This is a genomic window from Butyrivibrio sp. FCS006 (assembly GCF_000424525.1).
In the GTDB taxonomy this organism is placed as follows: domain Bacteria; phylum Bacillota; class Clostridia; order Lachnospirales; family Lachnospiraceae; genus Butyrivibrio.
Genome location: NZ_AUKB01000008.1, coordinates 290,751 through 308,565, shown reverse-complemented (window position 1 = coordinate 308,565; position 17,815 = coordinate 290,751). Strand labels below are relative to the sequence as shown.

At 44.0% G+C, this 17,815-nt stretch carries 14 protein-coding genes; 1 reads left to right on the top strand and 13 read right to left on the bottom strand.

Annotation, left to right across the window (positions count from 1 at the left end; translation table 11 throughout):
• The first annotated feature begins 340 nt into the window (after window positions 1-340).
• On the top strand, window positions 341-1,327 hold the full coding sequence (locus G633_RS0101430; RefSeq protein WP_026518874.1) for a sigma factor-like helix-turn-helix DNA-binding protein: 987 nt from the start codon (window positions 341-343) through the stop codon (window positions 1,325-1,327).
• Window positions 1,328-1,370: 43 nt separating this feature from the next.
• On the opposite strand, the gene G633_RS0101425 is transcribed toward G633_RS0101430, so the two are convergent.
• The 13 genes from G633_RS0101425 to gltA form a co-directional block, all read right to left on the bottom strand.
• A complete protein-coding gene (locus tag G633_RS0101425; RefSeq protein WP_026518873.1) occupies window positions 1,371-2,168 on the bottom strand; it encodes a response regulator in 798 nt (265 codons plus the stop codon).
• Window positions 2,169-2,170: 2 nt separating this feature from the next.
• Window positions 2,171-3,463 (bottom strand): sensor histidine kinase, encoded by a 1,293-nt coding sequence (locus tag G633_RS18965; protein ID WP_051199844.1) that lies wholly within the window; start codon window positions 3,461-3,463, stop codon window positions 2,171-2,173.
• Between the two features lie 2 nt (window positions 3,464-3,465).
• Entirely contained in the window at window positions 3,466-6,540 is a 3,075-nt protein-coding gene (locus G633_RS0101415; RefSeq protein ID WP_026518872.1) for a glycoside hydrolase family 2 TIM barrel-domain containing protein, read from the bottom strand.
• 8 nt (window positions 6,541-6,548) lie between these two features.
• Window positions 6,549-7,124, bottom strand: a complete 576-nt coding sequence (locus tag G633_RS16990; protein ID WP_026512319.1) for a 5-formyltetrahydrofolate cyclo-ligase — start codon at window positions 7,122-7,124, stop codon at window positions 6,549-6,551.
• A gap of 13 nt (window positions 7,125-7,137) precedes the next feature.
• Entirely contained in the window at window positions 7,138-8,820 is a 1,683-nt protein-coding gene (locus G633_RS0101405; RefSeq protein ID WP_026518871.1) for an FAD-dependent protein, read from the bottom strand.
• Between the two features lie 261 nt (window positions 8,821-9,081).
• Window positions 9,082-10,305 (bottom strand): aminoacetone oxidase family FAD-binding enzyme, encoded by a 1,224-nt coding sequence (locus G633_RS0101400; RefSeq protein WP_026518870.1) that lies wholly within the window; start codon window positions 10,303-10,305, stop codon window positions 9,082-9,084.
• Window positions 10,306-10,307: 2 nt separating this feature from the next.
• Window positions 10,308-11,948, bottom strand: coding sequence for a polysaccharide biosynthesis C-terminal domain-containing protein (locus G633_RS0101395; protein WP_026518869.1), 1,641 nt, complete (start codon window positions 11,946-11,948; stop codon window positions 10,308-10,310).
• Between the two features lie 22 nt (window positions 11,949-11,970).
• Window positions 11,971-12,474 (bottom strand): rRNA maturation RNase YbeY, encoded by a 504-nt coding sequence (gene ybeY, locus G633_RS0101390; RefSeq protein WP_022767300.1) that lies wholly within the window; start codon window positions 12,472-12,474, stop codon window positions 11,971-11,973.
• On the bottom strand, window positions 12,458-13,669 hold the full coding sequence (locus G633_RS0101385; protein WP_026518868.1) for a hypothetical protein: 1,212 nt from the start codon (window positions 13,667-13,669) through the stop codon (window positions 12,458-12,460). Before G633_RS0101385 ends, ybeY begins: the two co-directional genes overlap by 17 nt.
• On the bottom strand, window positions 13,659-14,705 hold the full coding sequence (locus G633_RS0101380) for a PhoH family protein (protein ID WP_022767302.1): 1,047 nt from the start codon (window positions 14,703-14,705) through the stop codon (window positions 13,659-13,661). Before G633_RS0101380 ends, G633_RS0101385 begins: the two co-directional genes overlap by 11 nt.
• Window positions 14,706-14,722: 17 nt before the next feature.
• Window positions 14,723-15,202 (bottom strand): 23S rRNA (pseudouridine(1915)-N(3))-methyltransferase RlmH, encoded by a 480-nt coding sequence (rlmH, locus tag G633_RS0101375; RefSeq protein ID WP_026518867.1) that lies wholly within the window; start codon window positions 15,200-15,202, stop codon window positions 14,723-14,725.
• A 12-nt stretch (window positions 15,203-15,214) separates the two neighbouring features.
• Window positions 15,215-16,258, bottom strand: a complete 1,044-nt coding sequence (locus tag G633_RS0101370) for a hypothetical protein (protein WP_026518866.1) — start codon at window positions 16,256-16,258, stop codon at window positions 15,215-15,217.
• Between the two features lie 156 nt (window positions 16,259-16,414).
• Window positions 16,415-17,797, bottom strand: a complete 1,383-nt coding sequence (gene gltA, locus G633_RS0101365; RefSeq protein WP_026518865.1) for an NADPH-dependent glutamate synthase — start codon at window positions 17,795-17,797, stop codon at window positions 16,415-16,417.
• Window positions 17,798-17,815: the final 18 nt, after the last annotated feature.

Here is a 17,815-nt window from a genome sequence, read left to right as displayed (position 1 = left end):
ACATAAATTAATTATCAACCTTTGAGCATTACATAAACATTACAAAACGAGCCTATTTTCTGATAATTCACTGAACAATCTAAACAAAATCTTAAAAATTCCTATATTTTCTAATTTTGAGCCCTGGGGACGGAGTCAGGGGCTCATTTTTGCACTTTCCATCAATCTCCTTGATGTAATTTATCTACAAAAAATCTTAAGAAATTTCGATGGTAAATCTTAAGAATTTGATGCTACCATTTTCTTTGTGCCCGTTCCGGGGCAGCTTGTCACATTCTGTGACAAGATTCAGCAATTCGCTGAGAGATTCTCAACAAATAAGAATACGAAAGGAATAACTATGGAACAAGAAAACAAAACAAATGCCGGAAGCACTCCATTTGATGATGTTTTCAGGACTCTTGTTGTAGAACACAGCAAGTTACTGATAAACCTGATCAATGAAATGTTTCCCGGAACTAACTACACAGGAAAGGAAAAGACTATTCCACTTAATGAAACTTATTTCATTAACAAAGAATCCGGTGAGCAAGACAAAAGGATTCTTGATTCTGCATTGGCTATCATTTCATCAGATGGTACAGAGAAAATCTTCCATCTTGAATGCCAAAGCACATCAGATGGGAGTATGATTCTAAGAGTTTTTGAGTATGATACTCAACTAGCACTTAAGACTTCAAGCATTGTTGATTCAAACATTTTAGAAGTCACTATGCCTACTACCGGTATACTCTTTCTAAGGAGCACTTCATCCACATCAGATAAAATGACAATCAAAGTCAACTCACCAGATGAGAAATCCGTCAGCTACGAAATACCTATTATGAAACTTCGCAACTATGACTGCGATATCATTCTTGAGAAGGAACTATACTTCTTAATTCCCTTCTACCTGTTCAATTTTGAAGCTGATTTTGATAAAATTGAGGCAGGTGACATGACTGTAATAGAATCGTTCAGAAAGAGATTCTCTGAACTGTATGAAAGATTAAAAGAACGACTTGAAAACGGTCGCATTGATGTCATGACTCATCATTCCATCATCATGCTGACAAAGAAAGTGATAGCTGCACTTGCCAAGAGCAAGTCCACTGTAAAAGAGGAGGCAGATAAGATTATGGGCGGACAAGTATTGGATTACGAGACAAAAGTTATATTTAGAGAAGGCCTTCAGCAAGGAATAGAGCAAGGTTTTGAAAATGGTTTTGAAAGTGGAAAAATCATTGCTCGTTTCGAGGATGGCATGTCTATCGAGGAGATTGCCGAAAAGACAAAAGTTTCAGCAGAAACTGTAAAGAGTATTCTCTCCAAAGAGAGATTGCTCTAAGTCACTAATAGCCACAAAACGCGGCCGTCATCGGCCGCGTTTCTTATTCCTGATCAAATTGTATAGAACCGTTCCTCATCTCTGCCCAGCTATAGTCTGACATGTACTTGCCTTTATACTCATTAAGGGCATCCATATCCCCCTCAAGCATGCGATAGTAATCACAGTCTATAAGGTCTTTTCTAATGGCAATCTCACGGTGCTCCCTGATAAGGACCTGCTCCATTCCTATCTCTTTGAGAGTGTTTTTCAGATCATTTATTATTACTCTGATCCTGTTCTGCTCTGCTTTGTTGTCACTTCCGCCTTCCTGCCACAGGGCAAGAGCAATTTCGCCGGTGTTACAGGCTGCGCCTTCTCTGTTTATAAGGTACGCAAAAAGCTCTTTTGCCTGCTTTCTTGAGAAGATAACAGGCTCGCCTTTCCAGTAAACATCGAAATGTCCAAAGCATCTGACTTCAAGCTTATCCTGATCTGCCACAGTGGCTTTCGGAATATAATCCAGTTCTCTCTGAATGTCCTGTACTGTAAGTGGCTTGAGAAGATATCCATGGGCCTTTATCTTGAAGGCTTCGATTGCATATTCACTGTAACCTGTTACAAATATGATCTTGGTTGAAGGTGAAAGCTCTTTTGTCTTGATAGCAAACTCAAGTCCCGTTATTCCCGGCATCTCAATGTCTGAAAAAACAACATCAGGCCTTTGCCCCTCTTTTATAGCATCAAGTGCTTCTTTAGCTCTGTTAAATGCCACCACTTCAGCATCCGAAACAGCTTTTTCTATTTCCTTCCTGGAAGCCTCCAAAACTAATTCTTCGTCGTCTATAGCGAAAATCAGCATTACTACTCTCCTAATGGTAATTTAATAATTGCTTTTGTTCCTTTGCCAATCTCGGAATCGATTATAAGCTCTCCGCCGGCGATATTCTCAACACGCTCCCTGACGTTCACAATTCCAATGTGTGCTCTGTTTTTAGTATCTTTGACATCTTCCGGTACAAAGCCCGGGCCATCGTCCTTAACAATAACTTCTACCGTATTTCCTATCTTTTGGGTTTTTATTGTAACTGTTCCCTGTCCGTTCTCACTCTTCCTGATACCATAAGTCACAGCATTTTCAACAATAGGCTGAAGTGCAAGTGTTGGAATCTTGAAATTCGTAAACTCGAGGTCATATTTAACACAGAGGTCTTCTCCAAATCGAAGTTTCTGAAGTTCAAGGTATCCCTTTACATGCTCAAGTTCCCTTGAAAAATCTATCGGTTTTTCTGCAGTCAGAGAGTCCATGTTGTGACGCAGATATACTATGAAAGTCTCGATAGCCTCTGATGCTTTCTCAGGGTCTTTAACACACAATTGTTTGATGGTTGTCAGTGAATTGAACAAAAAGTGAGGTTGAATCTGCGCCTGAAGAATGTCGAGTTTAAGCTTGGCATTTTCAGCTTCTTTCATATAATAGAGCTCTGTTTGGTCATTTATCATATAGCTTAGCATAAATATCGCAGCTATAACTGAACTAAGTGCTATAAAGTGAATACCAAACACCCTGGACTGAATGAACATGGCAAACATCGGAGCAACGTTAAAAATGATAAAAGCATGTTTCTCCTTGGGCGTAAGCTTGTCTCTCAGATCCCAGACTGCAAAAAGGTTTACACTGGCTATCAGTACCGTTGGAATAAGAAGTACCGGATAAAGTGGCCCTCTTTCATAGGCGTTATCATGATTGACAAAGTAAACTCTTCCGTCAAAGAGATTGTAGATCAAAATTAGCGTATAGACTGCCCATAGCCCTACGGAAAGCATGAGTATCCAATGTTTCCACCAATCGTTTATACCACTCTTGTACAGAGTAAAAGCCGTTATCAGCACTGTAAGGGTTGCCGCCAAAACAGCCTGCAAGAAGAACATGATACGACTCAGCATTACCCAGCCATCGCCTTGATAGCCATAGGTAATGCCTCTTGCCAGAAGGCTTAAAATATATAGATTCAGTACCAAAAACAGCCAGGTCAAAAAGCCTCTGGTTTTGCCTTCAATATTTCTGTTTATGCGCACCTGTAACAGTCCCACTATTGCTATAGCAAGACCCACCACAACCAATATTAGGTTTACAACCCTGATCTCATAAGTCATTTTCAGATTCCTCTAAAGAAGAACTCGAAACTATATTTTCCTTCCTTTGGCAGCAGGTATTCCGGATGAGGTCTTGATCCCCAGCTGTCATCTCCTGCGATACCCATCTGTCCCATTGCTGCTCTTACATAGGTGTAATGTACCTGTGGAAGTTCAAACGGATGAGATGCATTCTCCAACTCATGCGGCGAATATGGAAGTGCACTGAAGTAGAAAGGCTTGCCGAAGAACATCATTCCTCTTCCCCTCTTATCAGTTACCTTGGCGTATCTCACATCGCACTTATTACCACACTCCTGAGGAACCAGGTACTTGGCGAAATTGTCCTTAACTTCGTTCCTGTAGATGCCAAGCTTACCTCCTCTCTTTCTGTCAGCGTAGGTCTCATCAGGTCCAAGACCGTACCAGGTAAGCCGGTCATAGTCTGCATTTAACTTGAACATCATGCCAAACTCCGGCGCATCACCAAGCTCTTTTACCAGATCCATATCCATCGCACATCTTATGGTTCCGTCCCCGAATACTTCGTAGGTTACAAAGCACTCAGACCTTGGTGTTGTAGGCAGGAAGTACTTGTACTTAATGCTGATTGAGTTTGGTCCCGGAACAACGTCAGGCATCTTCATGTCCGCCATTGAATAGCCCTTAAGTGTAGAGTAAAGACTTGCAATCTTCCACTGAGCATATTCATTGGTCATGGTATAGCCGTTGTCATTGTCAACCGGTGCTCTCCAGAAGTTGGGAGCCGGAGCCTTCTCGATCATTTCCTTGCCGCAGTACACATAGGAAACCAGCGCAGCTGACGGATATGTGAAAAGAGCTGAGAACTCATCACCATATATTCCAAGGTTGCTATTACCCAGAACCACCTTAAGTGGCTTATCGCATTTATACGTACTAAAGAACTCTCCAATAGTGGTCTGACCGAAGGCAACCTCGTGTCCTTTCTTAGCCCATACCTTGTCTTCCTTAAGCGCAAAAGACACTGTCAGAGTAAATTCAACATTGCTTCCATTAAGTGATTCTGCCTTCCTATACGCAGCCATTGCATCCAAAATCTGCCCCGGAACTGCAAAGCTCTTTGAAGAAAGTGGCTCAACACTTATATCTATACTGCATGCACAGATCTCTTTTCCATTGGCAGATAGAATAATGCCTGCATCAAAAGTATTTGTATTAACAAAAAGGTTCTTATTTATTACCTTGAACTCTTCTCCGCTCTTATCGAATTCAACGGAAATGTTCTGATAGTTGAACTTAACTTCCTGCATTTTGGGCGAAGGAGTCCTGTCGCCGTAAGCAATTCCATTTCCGGAGAAGTTACCGTCAGTTGGTCTGTCGTAAAAGTCTCCGCCGTATGCCTCAAACTCTTTTCCGTATCTGTCCTTCTTCGTAATGGACTGGTCAATATAATCCCAGATAAAGCCGCCCTGATATCTTGGCTCAGTATCTGTCAGATCAGTGTAATAGTGCATTCCTCCGCAGGAATTACCCATTGCATGAGTATACTCACAGCAGATAAATGGTTTATCCTTGTTCTTATCAAGGAATGCCTTGATGTCCGCAGCGTGAGGATACATCTGGCTCTCCATGTCAGAAGTATCGTTGTAGGTTCTGTCGTGGAAGATGCCCTCGTAGTGCACAAGCCTTGTGTCATCGAGCTTTTTGAAAAGAGCTGACATCTCTTTTATAACTTTTCCGCCATGGGACTCGTTTCCACAAGACCAGATGAGGATTGAAGGATGATTCTTATCCCTCTGATAGCAGGAATTAACCCTGTCCAAAAGAAGGTCTTCCCAGATTTCATGATTACCTGGAACCACGTACTCTTTTGGCTGCGCACCTCTCTCAAAAGGCTCCCAGGTTCCGTGAGTCTCCATGTTGTTCTCTGCAATAAGGTAAAGTCCATATATATCACATAACTCATAAAGAGCTGAATCATCGGGATAATGGCTGGTCCTTATGGCGTTGATATTGTTCCTCTTCATGGTTGTAAGGTCTGTAATAAGATCATCCCTATTTGGAACACGGCCGTTCTTGTTGCTGAACTCATGCCTGTTGACACCCTTAAAGACGATACGCTTACCGTTAAGCATCATCAGACCATCTTTCATCTCAAAACGTCTGAAGCCAACGAACTGCCTGATAACTTCAGTCTCCTTGCCCTCAGCATCATTAACGGTTATGAGAAGCTCGTAGAGATTTGGCTCTTCTGCACTCCAAAGTACGGGATTATCTACATGAAACTTGCTTGTGCTCTCACTTGAATCTGAAAGAGGTAAAGTCTCTTCAATTACTTTTTCGCCATTTCTGCTAAGCAGAAGTTCAATGGTTCCAGCCCCTTTAGTAAGTGCCTTAAATTCAAGATCTGCGCTCTTTAAGTCATCAGCAACATAAGGCTTGATAGAAAGGTCCAGGATATGAGCCTTCGGAACACTATAGAGGTATACTGATCTGTAGATTCCCGAGAATCTGAAGAAGTCCTGATCCTCACACCAGCTTCCGGCTGTCCACTTAAATACTCTGACGCAAAGCTTGTTCTGTCCCTCTACAAGGTAATCTGTCAGGTCGAATTCAGCCGGATCAAAGGTGTTCTCAGAATATCCTACAAACTTACCATTAAGCCAAAGCGCAAATCCGCTCTCAACGCCCTGGAAAGAAATGCATACCCTATCCTGCGCAAAGCCTTCAGGCAGAGTAAATAACTTAACGTAATCCGCAACCGGATTAAATTCCTGTGGGATCTCAGGAGGAGTCAGTCTCTCTCTTCCATCCCACGGATACTGTACATTTACATACTGAGGCTTATCATAGCCTTCCATCTGGATGTGGGCAGGAACTCTGATCCTGTCCCAACCTGTCGTGTCAAAATCCTCAGCCCAAAAGCCTTCAGGCGCACCCTTTATATTCTTCGCATAATTAAAGTGCCACACCCCATCAAGGCTCATTCTAAAACTGCTCTCCCCCGTCAAAAGCTCCTCTTCAGATCTATAGGCCACATGGTCAGAGTGAGCCGGGAGCCTGTTTATGGCAAATACCTTAGGGTCTTTTACTACTTCGTAATCAAAAGCGTTCATTTCATTCCTCACCTTATAGTTTCATTTTCATTTATCAGCATCATAGGCTTAACGTCATTGATGTCCGTATCGATAACCTCATCTGCAATCTGGCACGCAAAACATAGCGCCACGGTTTTGTAGTAAGGGTACTTCTTTAAGTATCTGTCATAAAATCCCGCCCCATAACCGATTCTGTTTAGCTCTCTGTCAAACACAGCCCCGGGCACTATGACAAGTGTCTTTTCAGGATCAAGCTCTTTTGCCACATCAGAAGAATCATTGATCTCGGGCTCTCTGATACCGAAAGCTCCCTCACTCATCTCCTCCAGGGAATCTATCCTGACAAATTCCATCTCTGACTTTTCTACGTCAGTAACTTTTGGGCAAAAGACATTTTTCCCCATTGAAAGTGCATCCAGGATTATCTCATCTGTGATAACCTCTCCTTTTCTTGATGCATAAGCCAGGATATTCTCAGCATTCTGGTACTCGGGAAGTTCTACAATCCTCTCAAGTATCTGTCTGCTCTTTTCCTGCTTGATCTCTGTAGGAATGGTCTGTCTTTTTGCTATGTATTTGGTTCTAAGTTCTCTCTTATCCATATCGTCCCTGTCTTTATTTAAGTAGTTTAGCTGCAACCCACTCAGCACTTCTGATGCCATCCATGGCTGCTGACATTATGCCACCGGCATATCCTGCTCCCTCTCCGCAGGGGAAAAGGCCCGCTATGCTCGTGGACTCTCCGGTATCTCCTCTGTTTATGCGAACCGGTGATGAAGTTCTGCTCTCAACTCCAAGCACCAGCGCATGAGAGTCGTTGTAGCCCTTTATCATTCTACCAAAGTTCTCCATGCCCTCCACGAAAGCTTTGTTCAGCTCATCCGGAAGTATCTTGTGAACCTCAGCAAACTCGTATTCTCCCTTGGTTTGGGGAGAAAAACTCTCAGCATCAATGTAGTCTTTATCAGGCCTCTTCTCAGCACTGCCACAGGCCTTCTTAAAGTCCATGTAGTACTCGGCAGGAATCTTGCCCCCTGCCAGATTATAGGCTTTCTCTTCAAGTCCTCTTTGGAACTCTACTCCTGAAAGAGTATCATCCCCTCCAAAGTCACTGGGATCGACAGTAATAATAATTGCAGAATTCGCATTCCTGCCGTCTCTTCCACTGTAGCTCATTCCGTTTACTGCAAGTCTCCCCTTCTCTGAGGAAGCATTAACAACATATCCTCCGGGACACATACAGAAGGAATAGACGCCCCTTCCGCTTTCAGTTGTCGTAACAAGCTTATAGGGAGCTGCTCCGAGTCCTTTGACTTCAGTAGCTCCGTACTGACTAAGGTTTATAAGGCTCTGCGGATGCTCAACTCGGAAACCTACAGCAAAGGGCTTGGGCTGCATCTCAACCTGCCTGTCCTTAAGCATATAGAAGGTGTCTCTTGCGCTGTGACCGATTGCCAGAACAGCTGCATCGCACTGAAATTCCTGCTCTGCACCATCCGGTCCTTCTGCTTTCACGCCCTTTAACACGCCCTTATCATCTATGATCAGCTCAGTCACCTTGGTCTCAAAATAAACCTCACCACCAAGGCTCTTTATGTCTTCTCTGATATTCTTAACAACACTCTTTAATATATCCGTTCCAATATGAGGCTTAGCTTCATACTTGATCCGCTCAGGAGCTCCGTGATTTACAAAGATATCAAGAGCCTCCGCTCCACGGCACTCTTTGTCCTTGACCATGGTGTTGAGCTTACCGTCAGAGAAGGTTCCTGCCCCTCCCTCGCCAAACTGAACATTGGTCTTCTCATCCAGTTCGCCGCCGGCCCAGAACTTATCTACAATCCCGCTCCTCTTATCAACATCCGCTCCACGCTCAAGTATCACAGGCTTAAATCCCTGCCTGGCCAGCTCATATCCGCAAAATAACCCCGCCGGCCCACAGCCTATAACAACAATACGCTTCTCCGCTAACTCTTTTCCCTTAGCCTCTTCTCCACCTACATGACTCCAAAAATCATAGGCCTTCTCCGAAATCACCGATACATTCTTATCCCTACATGCCTTAACTATTTTCTCCTCAGGCTTTCCATTCACCTTAAAATCAATAGTATAAATATGGTATAACTCCGGCTTCTTCCTGGCATCCAAGGAATGCTTAACTATACTCAAAGATTCAATATTGCTCTCTTGAATCTTTAGTATTTTACAAGCCTTTTGCTTAAGAAAACTAACCATAGCCTTCGTGCCATAGTCCATATTCTCATCATGTTTTAATTTTATCTGACCAATTCTAATCATATATCAACTTTCTGTTACCATTCAGAATTTTACTGATTACCGGTTGTCAATAGCCAGGGCAACTGTCCGAATCTGTGGGTTTAAGCGGCAAAATGATCCAATTTTGCGAGTTTAAACCACGAAGACGAGACCAACCAATCTTAAGTGCCTATGCACGCAGAGATTGGTGCCCTGGGCTCGCCGAAGTGCTTGGTTTAATCGAGTAAAATTGGATCATTTTGCCGCTTAAACCCGCAGATTCGGACAGTTGCCCGTCCCATTTCACAATGATGCAGCACAACCTGCAATGCATCCACTGGTCCAGGCGAATTGGAGGTTGTATCCGCCGCAGCGTCCGTCGACGTCGAGGAGTTCACCGACGCAGTAGATGCCGGGGGCGGTTTTGCAGGAGAAATCGCTTCCGATGTCGCCAAGGCTTATGCCACCGGTTGTTACCTGGGATGCCTGATAGCCGTAGCTGGAGTCAATTGCAATCTTCACATTTCTGTAGGTATCCAATATGCACTCTGCCATGCTGACAGAGATATTCTTCATTTTCATCTTTCTGCCAAGTTTCATCCTGCCAAGGACCATGTCTGTGATCCCACTGTTGGCAAAGCCCTGCAGAAACTCTTCAAGGGTTCTTTCATCTTTAAGGCGGAGCATATCTGCCTTAAGAGCATTAAAGTCGCTCTCGTCGTAGTCCGGGAAGAAATCAAGAACAGCATAAACGGGCTTTTTCTCTTCAACAAATCTTATGACTTCTCTTGAGGCCTGCATAACAGGTATTCCGGAGATACCATCACTGCTAAGCTGCACTTCACCGTGTTCGCTTGCAAGTACCTCGCCTCCCAAAATAAAAGAAACTTCTGCAGTAGCTCTTACTCCGGCAGAAGGCATAATCTCACCCTCCGCCACCTTAAAGCCCACCAGTGCCGGATGAGTGTCTTTTACAGTCATTCCTATATTCTTGCAGATGTAGTAGCCATCCCCTGTGGACATGGTACCCTTTGCGCCTGAGAGCGCGCCCATGGACAGGATAACGGCGTCTGCTTCGTACTCTGCCTTGTTAGTATTAAGAAGCACTTTGCCACCCTCAAGGCACTTGACACCCTTTACCTGTTCGCCAAGGTTAACGGTTATTCCAAGCCTGTTTATCTCATTTAAAAGAGCATTAACCACGCTCATGGCCTGTCCGGAAACCGGGTAAATATAGCCTTCTTCGCTCTTTACAACAACTCCCATAGACTTAAAGAAGGATATGACATCCTCTACACCGTAGGTGGACAGCCACTCCTTCATTCTTGCTCTGGCTGATGGATTAAAGCACTCTTCTCTCATGTCAAGATTGGTCAGATTACATCTGCCGTTTCCTGTCATTGAGAGCTTTTTCCCCAGCACAGAATTCTTTTCTATTATGGTTACACTTGCACCATTTCTTGCTGCGTAGATAGCTGCACACATTCCGGCAGCTCCTCCGCCTGCAACAATTATTGATTTACCCAAGATCAGCCCTCTTCATATCGATCGCGCCTTATAGCGGTAGAAATGCCGTAGAAAAGATTACCAAAAGGTACCCTTTTAAGCTCGTGAGCAAGCAGTCCTCCTGTCACAACCATGACAAGCATATATACCAGCCAGAATATTAAAGCGCAAACAATCAGCGTCAGTATATCGCCGATGACATTGATAAGCAGTTTATTCAAAAGAAATACCACAAGCCCCGCAGCTGCTGCAGAAGCCAAAGGAAGCACAAAGCTCATCATCCACTCGTGACGATGATGCAATACCCTGGAGATCATGAGGTAGCAGAAAGCATCGTAGATTCCTACAGCAAGGATTCCCGACAGCAGAACTCCCATAACTCCCATGTTGAGTGGCCATACAAACAGTACCAGAAGAATTATGTGGAAAGCCCAGCCGATTCCAAGATTGACCAGAGCTGCCACTGACTTGCCCATATGGTTTAAAAGCCATGACGACATGATTGCATGGCTTGCGCACATGATCATAAGTCCACCGAGGCTCAGAAGTGAATTAGCCAGGGCATTGCTCTTTCCAAAAAGAGCTATCAGTATGGTCTCAGCTGTTGCAAACACAAACACCGAAACCGGTATAAAGAACATATTTGAGAACCTGATAAGGCGTCTGTATCTGTCTCTTGCGCCTTCAAACTCATCTCTTTCAATCCTTGCCATAACCCTGTTCATGGACTTGATATATGGCAATGTGCAGATAAGTGTGAAAAGAGCTATTGTGCAAATAACGTATCCTGCATAAATGCCAAAGCTTGCCATGTAATCAATATCTTTGTGCACCTTTCTGGTAAAGATGCAATAAAAGCACAGATCAACCAAAACTGCCAGTGCAGGTGTTGCATAAAGAGGCATTAAAGGCCTGATGCCTGCCAGTACGTCATTCTTGTTGTCGAGGTATCTTGGTGCTCCGTTCTTAACAAACTCCTGTATCTCGCCCTTTCGAAGGTGATAACTTATCACTGTCTGAATAAGTCCAACAAGGCTTCCTAAAAGTATTCCTGCCATAAGTCCTGTCGAGCCGTAAACTGCAGAAAATTCATTTGCATGAAGAAGCTTGTTCACCTTAAGTCCGTAGTTGTACAGGATTCCAACAGCAATGGTTCCTGAAACAATTGATACAAGTGCAATTAAAAGGTCTGATAAAACAATCGGCTTGGTGTAACCGATTCCCTGCAGATACCCTCTAAGGACTCCCTGGATTCCCAAGAAGATGACTGAAACTCCTGCCAGTATAAGCTGGATAAAACCTCTGTCTGTCCCAAGTACAACGCTGCAAAGGATGTAGCTAAGCGCTATCAAAAGACCTCCCATCACCAGCGAACTGATACTGAATATCCTCATGGATCTCTGCATATTGGTCTCAGCGTTGTGGAACTGTGATCTTCTGGCACGTAGCCTTACCATGATATAGACAGCCTTCTGGACTGCCAGTACAAAGCTGCAGTAAAGCACACAATAAATAAAAAACGGTCCGACGGCGAAAAACGCTCCTTTTTCACCACATATTCTTACAGCCATAATAAAGTAAACCATCATTACCAGAGCAGCCAGATAAACAGCTGCGGTCAGGATGTGCGGCTTTATTCTCTTCTCTTCTGAGTAGGTCTTCATATTTTATTCCCCATTAAAGGAGTCAGTCTCTGGTAATACCAAGCTTTCCCAGAACGTCCTCCTGCTTTTTTTCCATAACCTTTGCCTCTTCCTCTTCCATGTGATCATATCCGCACAGATGAAGCATGCTGTGGGCAACAAGAAAGGCAAACTCCCTCTTAACACTGTGGCCAAAGTCCTCGGCCTGAGAACGAACTCTGTCCTCATTGATAACAATATCCCCAAACATGATCTTACCGGTATCCGGATCAAGAAGATCCACAAGCTGCTCCCCTAACAGCACTGAGAAATCCCCTGCATTCTCATAGCTCACATTTGGGAAAGACAGTACATCAGTAGGTGAATCTATTCCCCTGAACTCCTTGTTAAGCTCATGTATTCCTTCGCTGTCCGTAATGGTAAGGCCTACTTCGATATCAGCAGCGCAGCCCTCCATATCAAGCACAGTATCTGCAACGCTCTTTGCCAGCTCTTCTATATCAAAGCCAAAGTCGGCATCTACTTCATTCTCAACGTAAAAAGTCATAGTATAATTTCTCTTTCTTAAGAAGTGCTCGCATCTTGTCAAAGTCCCTGAAGGTTACATCGTAGTCCTTTAAATCTCCGTCACTATACTTCTTATCCAAGATGCCATCTATCAGTTTGTCATAATCTATTTTAGCATCTTTGTTCTTTTTTATCAGATACATTATTGATGCTATTACCGTTTCACTCAGCTGGACTGCCAAAGCCTCTTTTGACTTGATGGCACCCTTTTCAGGCTCTATATACTCATGAAGAAACTCAATCGCCTCTAGTGGGAAATTATTCTCTTCGTAGTAGTGGCTTACATCTGCCCATTTAAGGCCATCTCCAAGGAGTCCTATCCTGTGATAGTATGCACAGGCCTTTACAGCTCTTGCATTAAAGCCAAGACCAAGGGCTATTCTCTCAGCGAGGTAACCTGTATGGATAGCTCTGAAGTACTCATCCTTGTCTTTTTCCTTGAGTGCCACAAGCAGCGGATATTCAACATCGTTGATCTCCATGTACATGTCATTGGATTTCCTGATTACGTAAACGCCGAACATGTTAAGGAATATCAAAAGGATTATGAGATTCAACATCAGGTTCAGTATAGGCAGTATCAGGATATTGATGGAGAAAGTCCTGTTCTGGAACAGCACATTAAAGGCCATCAAAAGAACCGCCTGCATCAAGAGTGAAATGAATACCGGAAGTGCAACCTGTGTTTCCTCGCCAAGGTCTTTAAACAGAGCGAGTGCAACAGCTCCGGCGAGTACATACATAAGCAGCTCTTCAACGCCTCCTGTCTCTTCAAGCATAACTGAAAGCGTAACAAAGAACACGCCTGACATCATGCCTATTTCTGTGTTTGAAAACAGCGCCATCACCACGATAAGTGACATATATGGCCAGAATTCACTGGGAACCAGGGAAAAGAGACATGATAAAACCACCATGAGCATATAGACGATAAAATACCTGTTCCTCTTATAAAAGTTGTCATAGGAGAAACCATCCTTGCCCTTACCTGCTGCATCCATCAGCATAAAGATAATGGTTCCCGCTCCAACGAGTGAAACTATGGTATTCCTGAGTATAGCCTCATGGCTCTTTCCCAATATAAATGACATGCCAAAGACAAATGCTCCCGTAAAAAGGAACATTATGGCATAAAGAATCTTTATCCTGTTAAGTGACCCCTTCTCACTTTCCATTTAGTGAACTTCTCTCCAACTTCTGAACTCTTTTCCTGGTCTGCTTGTTAGCAGTCTTTTTCTCATAGTCCTCGTAGGCCTTAACAATCTTCTGAACAAGCGGATGTCTTACTACATCGGCACTTGTCAGGTTACAGAATGCGATATCATCAATCCCCTTAAGAACTGCGCTTGCTATATCAAGTCCTGACTTTGTTCCCGGAGCAAGGTCCTTCTGGGAAGCATCACCTGTGATGATTACTTTAGAGCCAAAGCCAATTCTGGTCAGGAACATCTTCATCTGAGCAGGAGTTGTGTTCTGTGCCTCATCCAGAATGATAAAGGCATTGTCCAGAGTTCTTCCTCTCATATATGCAAGAGGAGCAACCTCAATAAGTCCCTTCTCCATGTTCTTGATAAAGTTCTCTGTACCCATGATCTGATACAGCGCATCGTAAAGAGGCCTTAAGTACGGGTCTACCTTACTCTGAAGGTCTCCGGGCAAAAAGCCCAGCTTCTCTCCTGCCTCGATTGCAGGTCTTGTAAGGATGATACGGCTTACTTCATCCCTCTGGAATGCAGTGATAGCCATTGCCATTGCAAGGTAGGTTTTACCTGTTCCTGCCGGTCCCAAACCAAATACAATCATCTTATTTCTGATGGCATCTATATATCTCTTTTGACCAAGGGTCTTGGGCTTGATCGGCTTACCGGAAACAGTATGGCAGATAACATCCATATCAATACCGGCAAGGACATTGTCTTTTTCCTTGACCTCTTTCTCCATTGTATCATCATTCTTAAGGGAAATGGCATATTCTACGCTCTGTTCCTCAACAAGTGACCCTCTTCTTGAAAGAGTTACCAGCTCCCTTATGATCTGTGAAGCTCTGTTTGCCCCTTCCTTGTCCCCAATTATGTGAAGCTGACCGTTTCTGTCGATGATCTCAACTGAAAGGCTCTTCTCAATTTTCCTGATGTAGCTGTCATTCCCACCAAAGATATTTCTCTCATCCTCAGCTGTAAGTGACAGTGTCAGTTCTGTGATCTCACTCATACATATCCCCAAATCTGTTATTTATGATAGGGCTCATTGTTAATGATCCTGTAGCCCCTGTAAATCTGCTCCAGCAGTATAACCCTCATCATCTGGTGAGGGAAAGTCATGTCGGAAAAGCTGATTGCCTGATCAGACCTCTTAAGTACGCTCTCGTGAAGTCCCAAGGATCCGCCTATTACAAACTGAATGTGGCTGACTCCCGAAAGAGCCTTTTTATCGAGAAAATCCGCAAAGGCTTCCGAGGTAAAGCGCTTACCTGCAATCTCCAGCGTACACACAAAGGCGTGATCATCGATATTTTTCAGGATTCTCTCCGCCTCTTTTTTCTTGATCTGGTCACAGATGGCAGATGGTGCATCATCCGGAGTCTTCTCGTCCTGCACTTCACAGATGTCCAGCTTGCAGTAGCGTGAAAGCCTCTTGGAATACTCGTTAATGGCGTCATTCCAGTATTTCTCTTTAATTTTGCCGACAACAATAAGAGTTATCTTTATCACGAATACTCCTTATTTTCTTATGCTTCCGCCGGTTATGATGCCGGATACGCCGTTATCCTTAGTTCCCTCTTTTGTCATGTAGACGTGGTTCTCTGTGTTCTCTCGAAGGCTCAGCACCGGAATCTTGCCCTTAGTATCAATCGAAGCATGTAAAACCTGTTCCCAGGTACCATTATTGCATTTTCCGTCCCACTCAGAAGTATCGCCGTTTTTATCAACGGTTATTATGTACATATCACCATTATAGTAGCCATCCTTGAAACCGCCAATGGCATTCTGTAGATAGATATCGGCACTATTCATATATTCAGATACATAGTCGTAGTGCTCCTGGCCCTGTCCGTTTGGAAGGTCGCCGGCCCACTCTCCTGTGTACATATGCTCTTTTACCACATACTGACTGTAATTTGGATAGAAAGAGATCCAGGTTCCGTTTCCGCTACGAACGCCCTCAGACCATTCTCCGAAATAGTACTGATCATTGGCATATACTGCAAGGCCGGTTCCGTTTGGAACACCATCACCTGTCGTATCTCCGTAGTAAAAGAAATTTTGACTTCCTGAAAGACTATATGACATAGCTTCAAATCTCTCAAGGTGAGCAAGGTCTCTTACTGCCTCTGTATTTCCATCTGCCCAGTAGGTATACATTTCCTTCAGCTGAGCATTTAAATCGTATTTTATGCCCTTATAAACATCTTTTAAAACTGCTGTGTTAGTTGCGTAGAAGCTGTTTCCTGAAACTGAATTCTTAGCAGTGTCTTTGTATTCGGAAGTTGCTGCAACTGATGTTGCTGCAGTAGAGCCATCTGTAGAGCCATCTGCTGCACTTTCGGCAGAGCCTTCAGTTGATGCTGCATTTCCTGTAAGTGCATCTGTACTTACAGCTGTCGATGCCTGATTACTGCCGGCATAATCTGTGATATTCTCATTCATCCTCTCTTCATCGTTTCCTTTTTTCCCTGAAAGGGCAAGGAATAAAACCAGGATGAGAAGTATTACCGATGCGACTCCTGCTGTGATCGCAACCTTTATTTTTTCCTCTTTGTTCATGATATAATCTCCGTTTCACTAACTTTGTTATTATACCATGGTATCAGGTAATTCTTAAGATTTACCGTCGAAAATTCTTAAGATTTCTTAAGAATTAGACTTTATTTCAATAAAAAACTGCCACAGAATAATCTGTGGCAGTCTGCATTCACTAAATTACTTTGAAAGATACTCGTCGATACCCTTTGCAGCAGCTTTTCCTGCACCCATGGCAAGGATAACTGTAGCAGCTCCTGTAACAGCATCTCCGCCGGCAAATACGCCCTTCTTTGATGTCTGTCCGTTTGCTTCCTCGGCAACGATACACTTTCTTCTGTTAACTTCAAGTCCCTCGGTTGTTGAAGAGATAAGAGGGTTAGGTGATGTACCAAGTGACATGATAACTGCATCACACTCAATCTCAAACTCTGATCCGGGGATCTCAACAGGGCTTCTTCTTCCTGACTCGTCAGGCTCGCCGAGCTCCATGCGGATACATGTGATGCTCTTTACCCAGCCGTTCTCGTCAGCGTGGATCTCAACAGGATTTGTGAGAAGATCAAAGATGATACCCTCTTCCTTAGCGTGATGTACTTCTTCCTTACGTGCAGGAAGCTCTTCCTCACCACGTCTGTAAACTACGTGAACCTCTGCTCCGAGACGAAGAGCTGTTCTTGCTGCGTCCATAGCAACGTTTCCGCCGCCGACAACTACGCACTTCTTAGCCTTCATGATAGGAGTTGTTGAGTTCTCATCAAAAGCCTTCATGAGGTTACTTCTTGTGAGGTACTCATTAGCTGAGAATACACCCATAGCCTGCTCGCCGGGGATGTTCATGAATCTTGGAAGTCCTGCACCTGATCCGATGAATACAGCTTCAAAGCCTTCCTTCTCCATGAGTTCATCAATAGTAACGCTCTTTCCGATAACAACGTCTGTCTCAAGCTTAACACCAAGTGACTTAACGTTCTCGATCTCTTTCTTAACTACCGCATCCTTAGGAAGACGGAACTCAGGAATACCGTAAACAAGTACTCCGCCGGCCTCATGAAGAGCCTCAAAAATAGTTACGTCATATCCCATCTTTGCAAGATCGCCTGCGCAGGTAAGACCTGAAGGGCCTGAACCGATAACAGCAACCTTCTTGCCCTTCTTCTCCTTAGCGCCTTCAAGCATGATGCCCATCTCACGTGCTGTATCTGCAACATATCTCTCAAGCTTACCGATTGAAACAGGATCGCCCTTGATGCCTCTTACGCACTTGCCTTCGCACTGGCTCTCCTGAGGGCATACACGTCCGCATACTGCAGGAAGTGCACTGGACTTACTGATAACCTGATAAGCCTCCTCAACGTTTCCTTCCTTAACCTTCTGGATGAAGCCGGGAATGTCGATAGATACAGGACATCCTGCTACACACTTAGGGTTAGGGCAGTTAAGGCATCTTGTTGCCTCGCTCTCTGCTTCTTCTTTATTGTATCCAAGGCATACTTCCTTGAAGTTCTTTGCTCTCTCTTTTGCTTCCTGCTCACGAACAGGAACTCTTACAAAACCATCCATTTATTTGCCTCCTTATTC

Bases quoted from the DNA above. Each gene is read 5' to 3' on its own strand.
- gltA (WP_026518865.1), bottom strand. From the start codon at position 17,797: ATGGATGGTTTTGTAAGAGTTCCTGTTCGTGAGCAGGAAGCAAAAGAG.
- G633_RS0101385 (WP_026518868.1), bottom strand. From the start codon at position 13,669: ATGGAAAGTGAGAAGGGGTCACTTAACAGGATAAAGATTCTTTATGCC.
- G633_RS0101415 (WP_026518872.1), bottom strand. From the start codon at position 6,540: ATGAACGCTTTTGATTACGAAGTAGTAAAAGACCCTAAGGTATTTGCC.
- G633_RS0101380 (WP_022767302.1), bottom strand. From the start codon at position 14,705: ATGAGTGAGATCACAGAACTGACACTGTCACTTACAGCTGAGGATGAG.
- G633_RS0101395 (WP_026518869.1), bottom strand. From the start codon at position 11,948: ATGAAGACCTACTCAGAAGAGAAGAGAATAAAGCCGCACATCCTGACC.
- G633_RS0101430 (WP_026518874.1), top strand. From the start codon at position 341: ATGGAACAAGAAAACAAAACAAATGCCGGAAGCACTCCATTTGATGAT.
- G633_RS18965 (WP_051199844.1), bottom strand. From the start codon at position 3,463: ATGACTTATGAGATCAGGGTTGTAAACCTAATATTGGTTGTGGTGGGT.
- G633_RS0101425 (WP_026518873.1), bottom strand. From the start codon at position 2,168: ATGCTGATTTTCGCTATAGACGACGAAGAATTAGTTTTGGAGGCTTCC.
- ybeY (WP_022767300.1), bottom strand. From the start codon at position 12,474: ATGACTTTTTACGTTGAGAATGAAGTAGATGCCGACTTTGGCTTTGAT.
- G633_RS16990 (WP_026512319.1), bottom strand. From the start codon at position 7,124: ATGGATAAGAGAGAACTTAGAACCAAATACATAGCAAAAAGACAGACC.
- G633_RS0101405 (WP_026518871.1), bottom strand. From the start codon at position 8,820: ATGATTAGAATTGGTCAGATAAAATTAAAACATGATGAGAATATGGAC.
- G633_RS0101370 (WP_026518866.1), bottom strand. From the start codon at position 16,258: ATGAACAAAGAGGAAAAAATAAAGGTTGCGATCACAGCAGGAGTCGCA.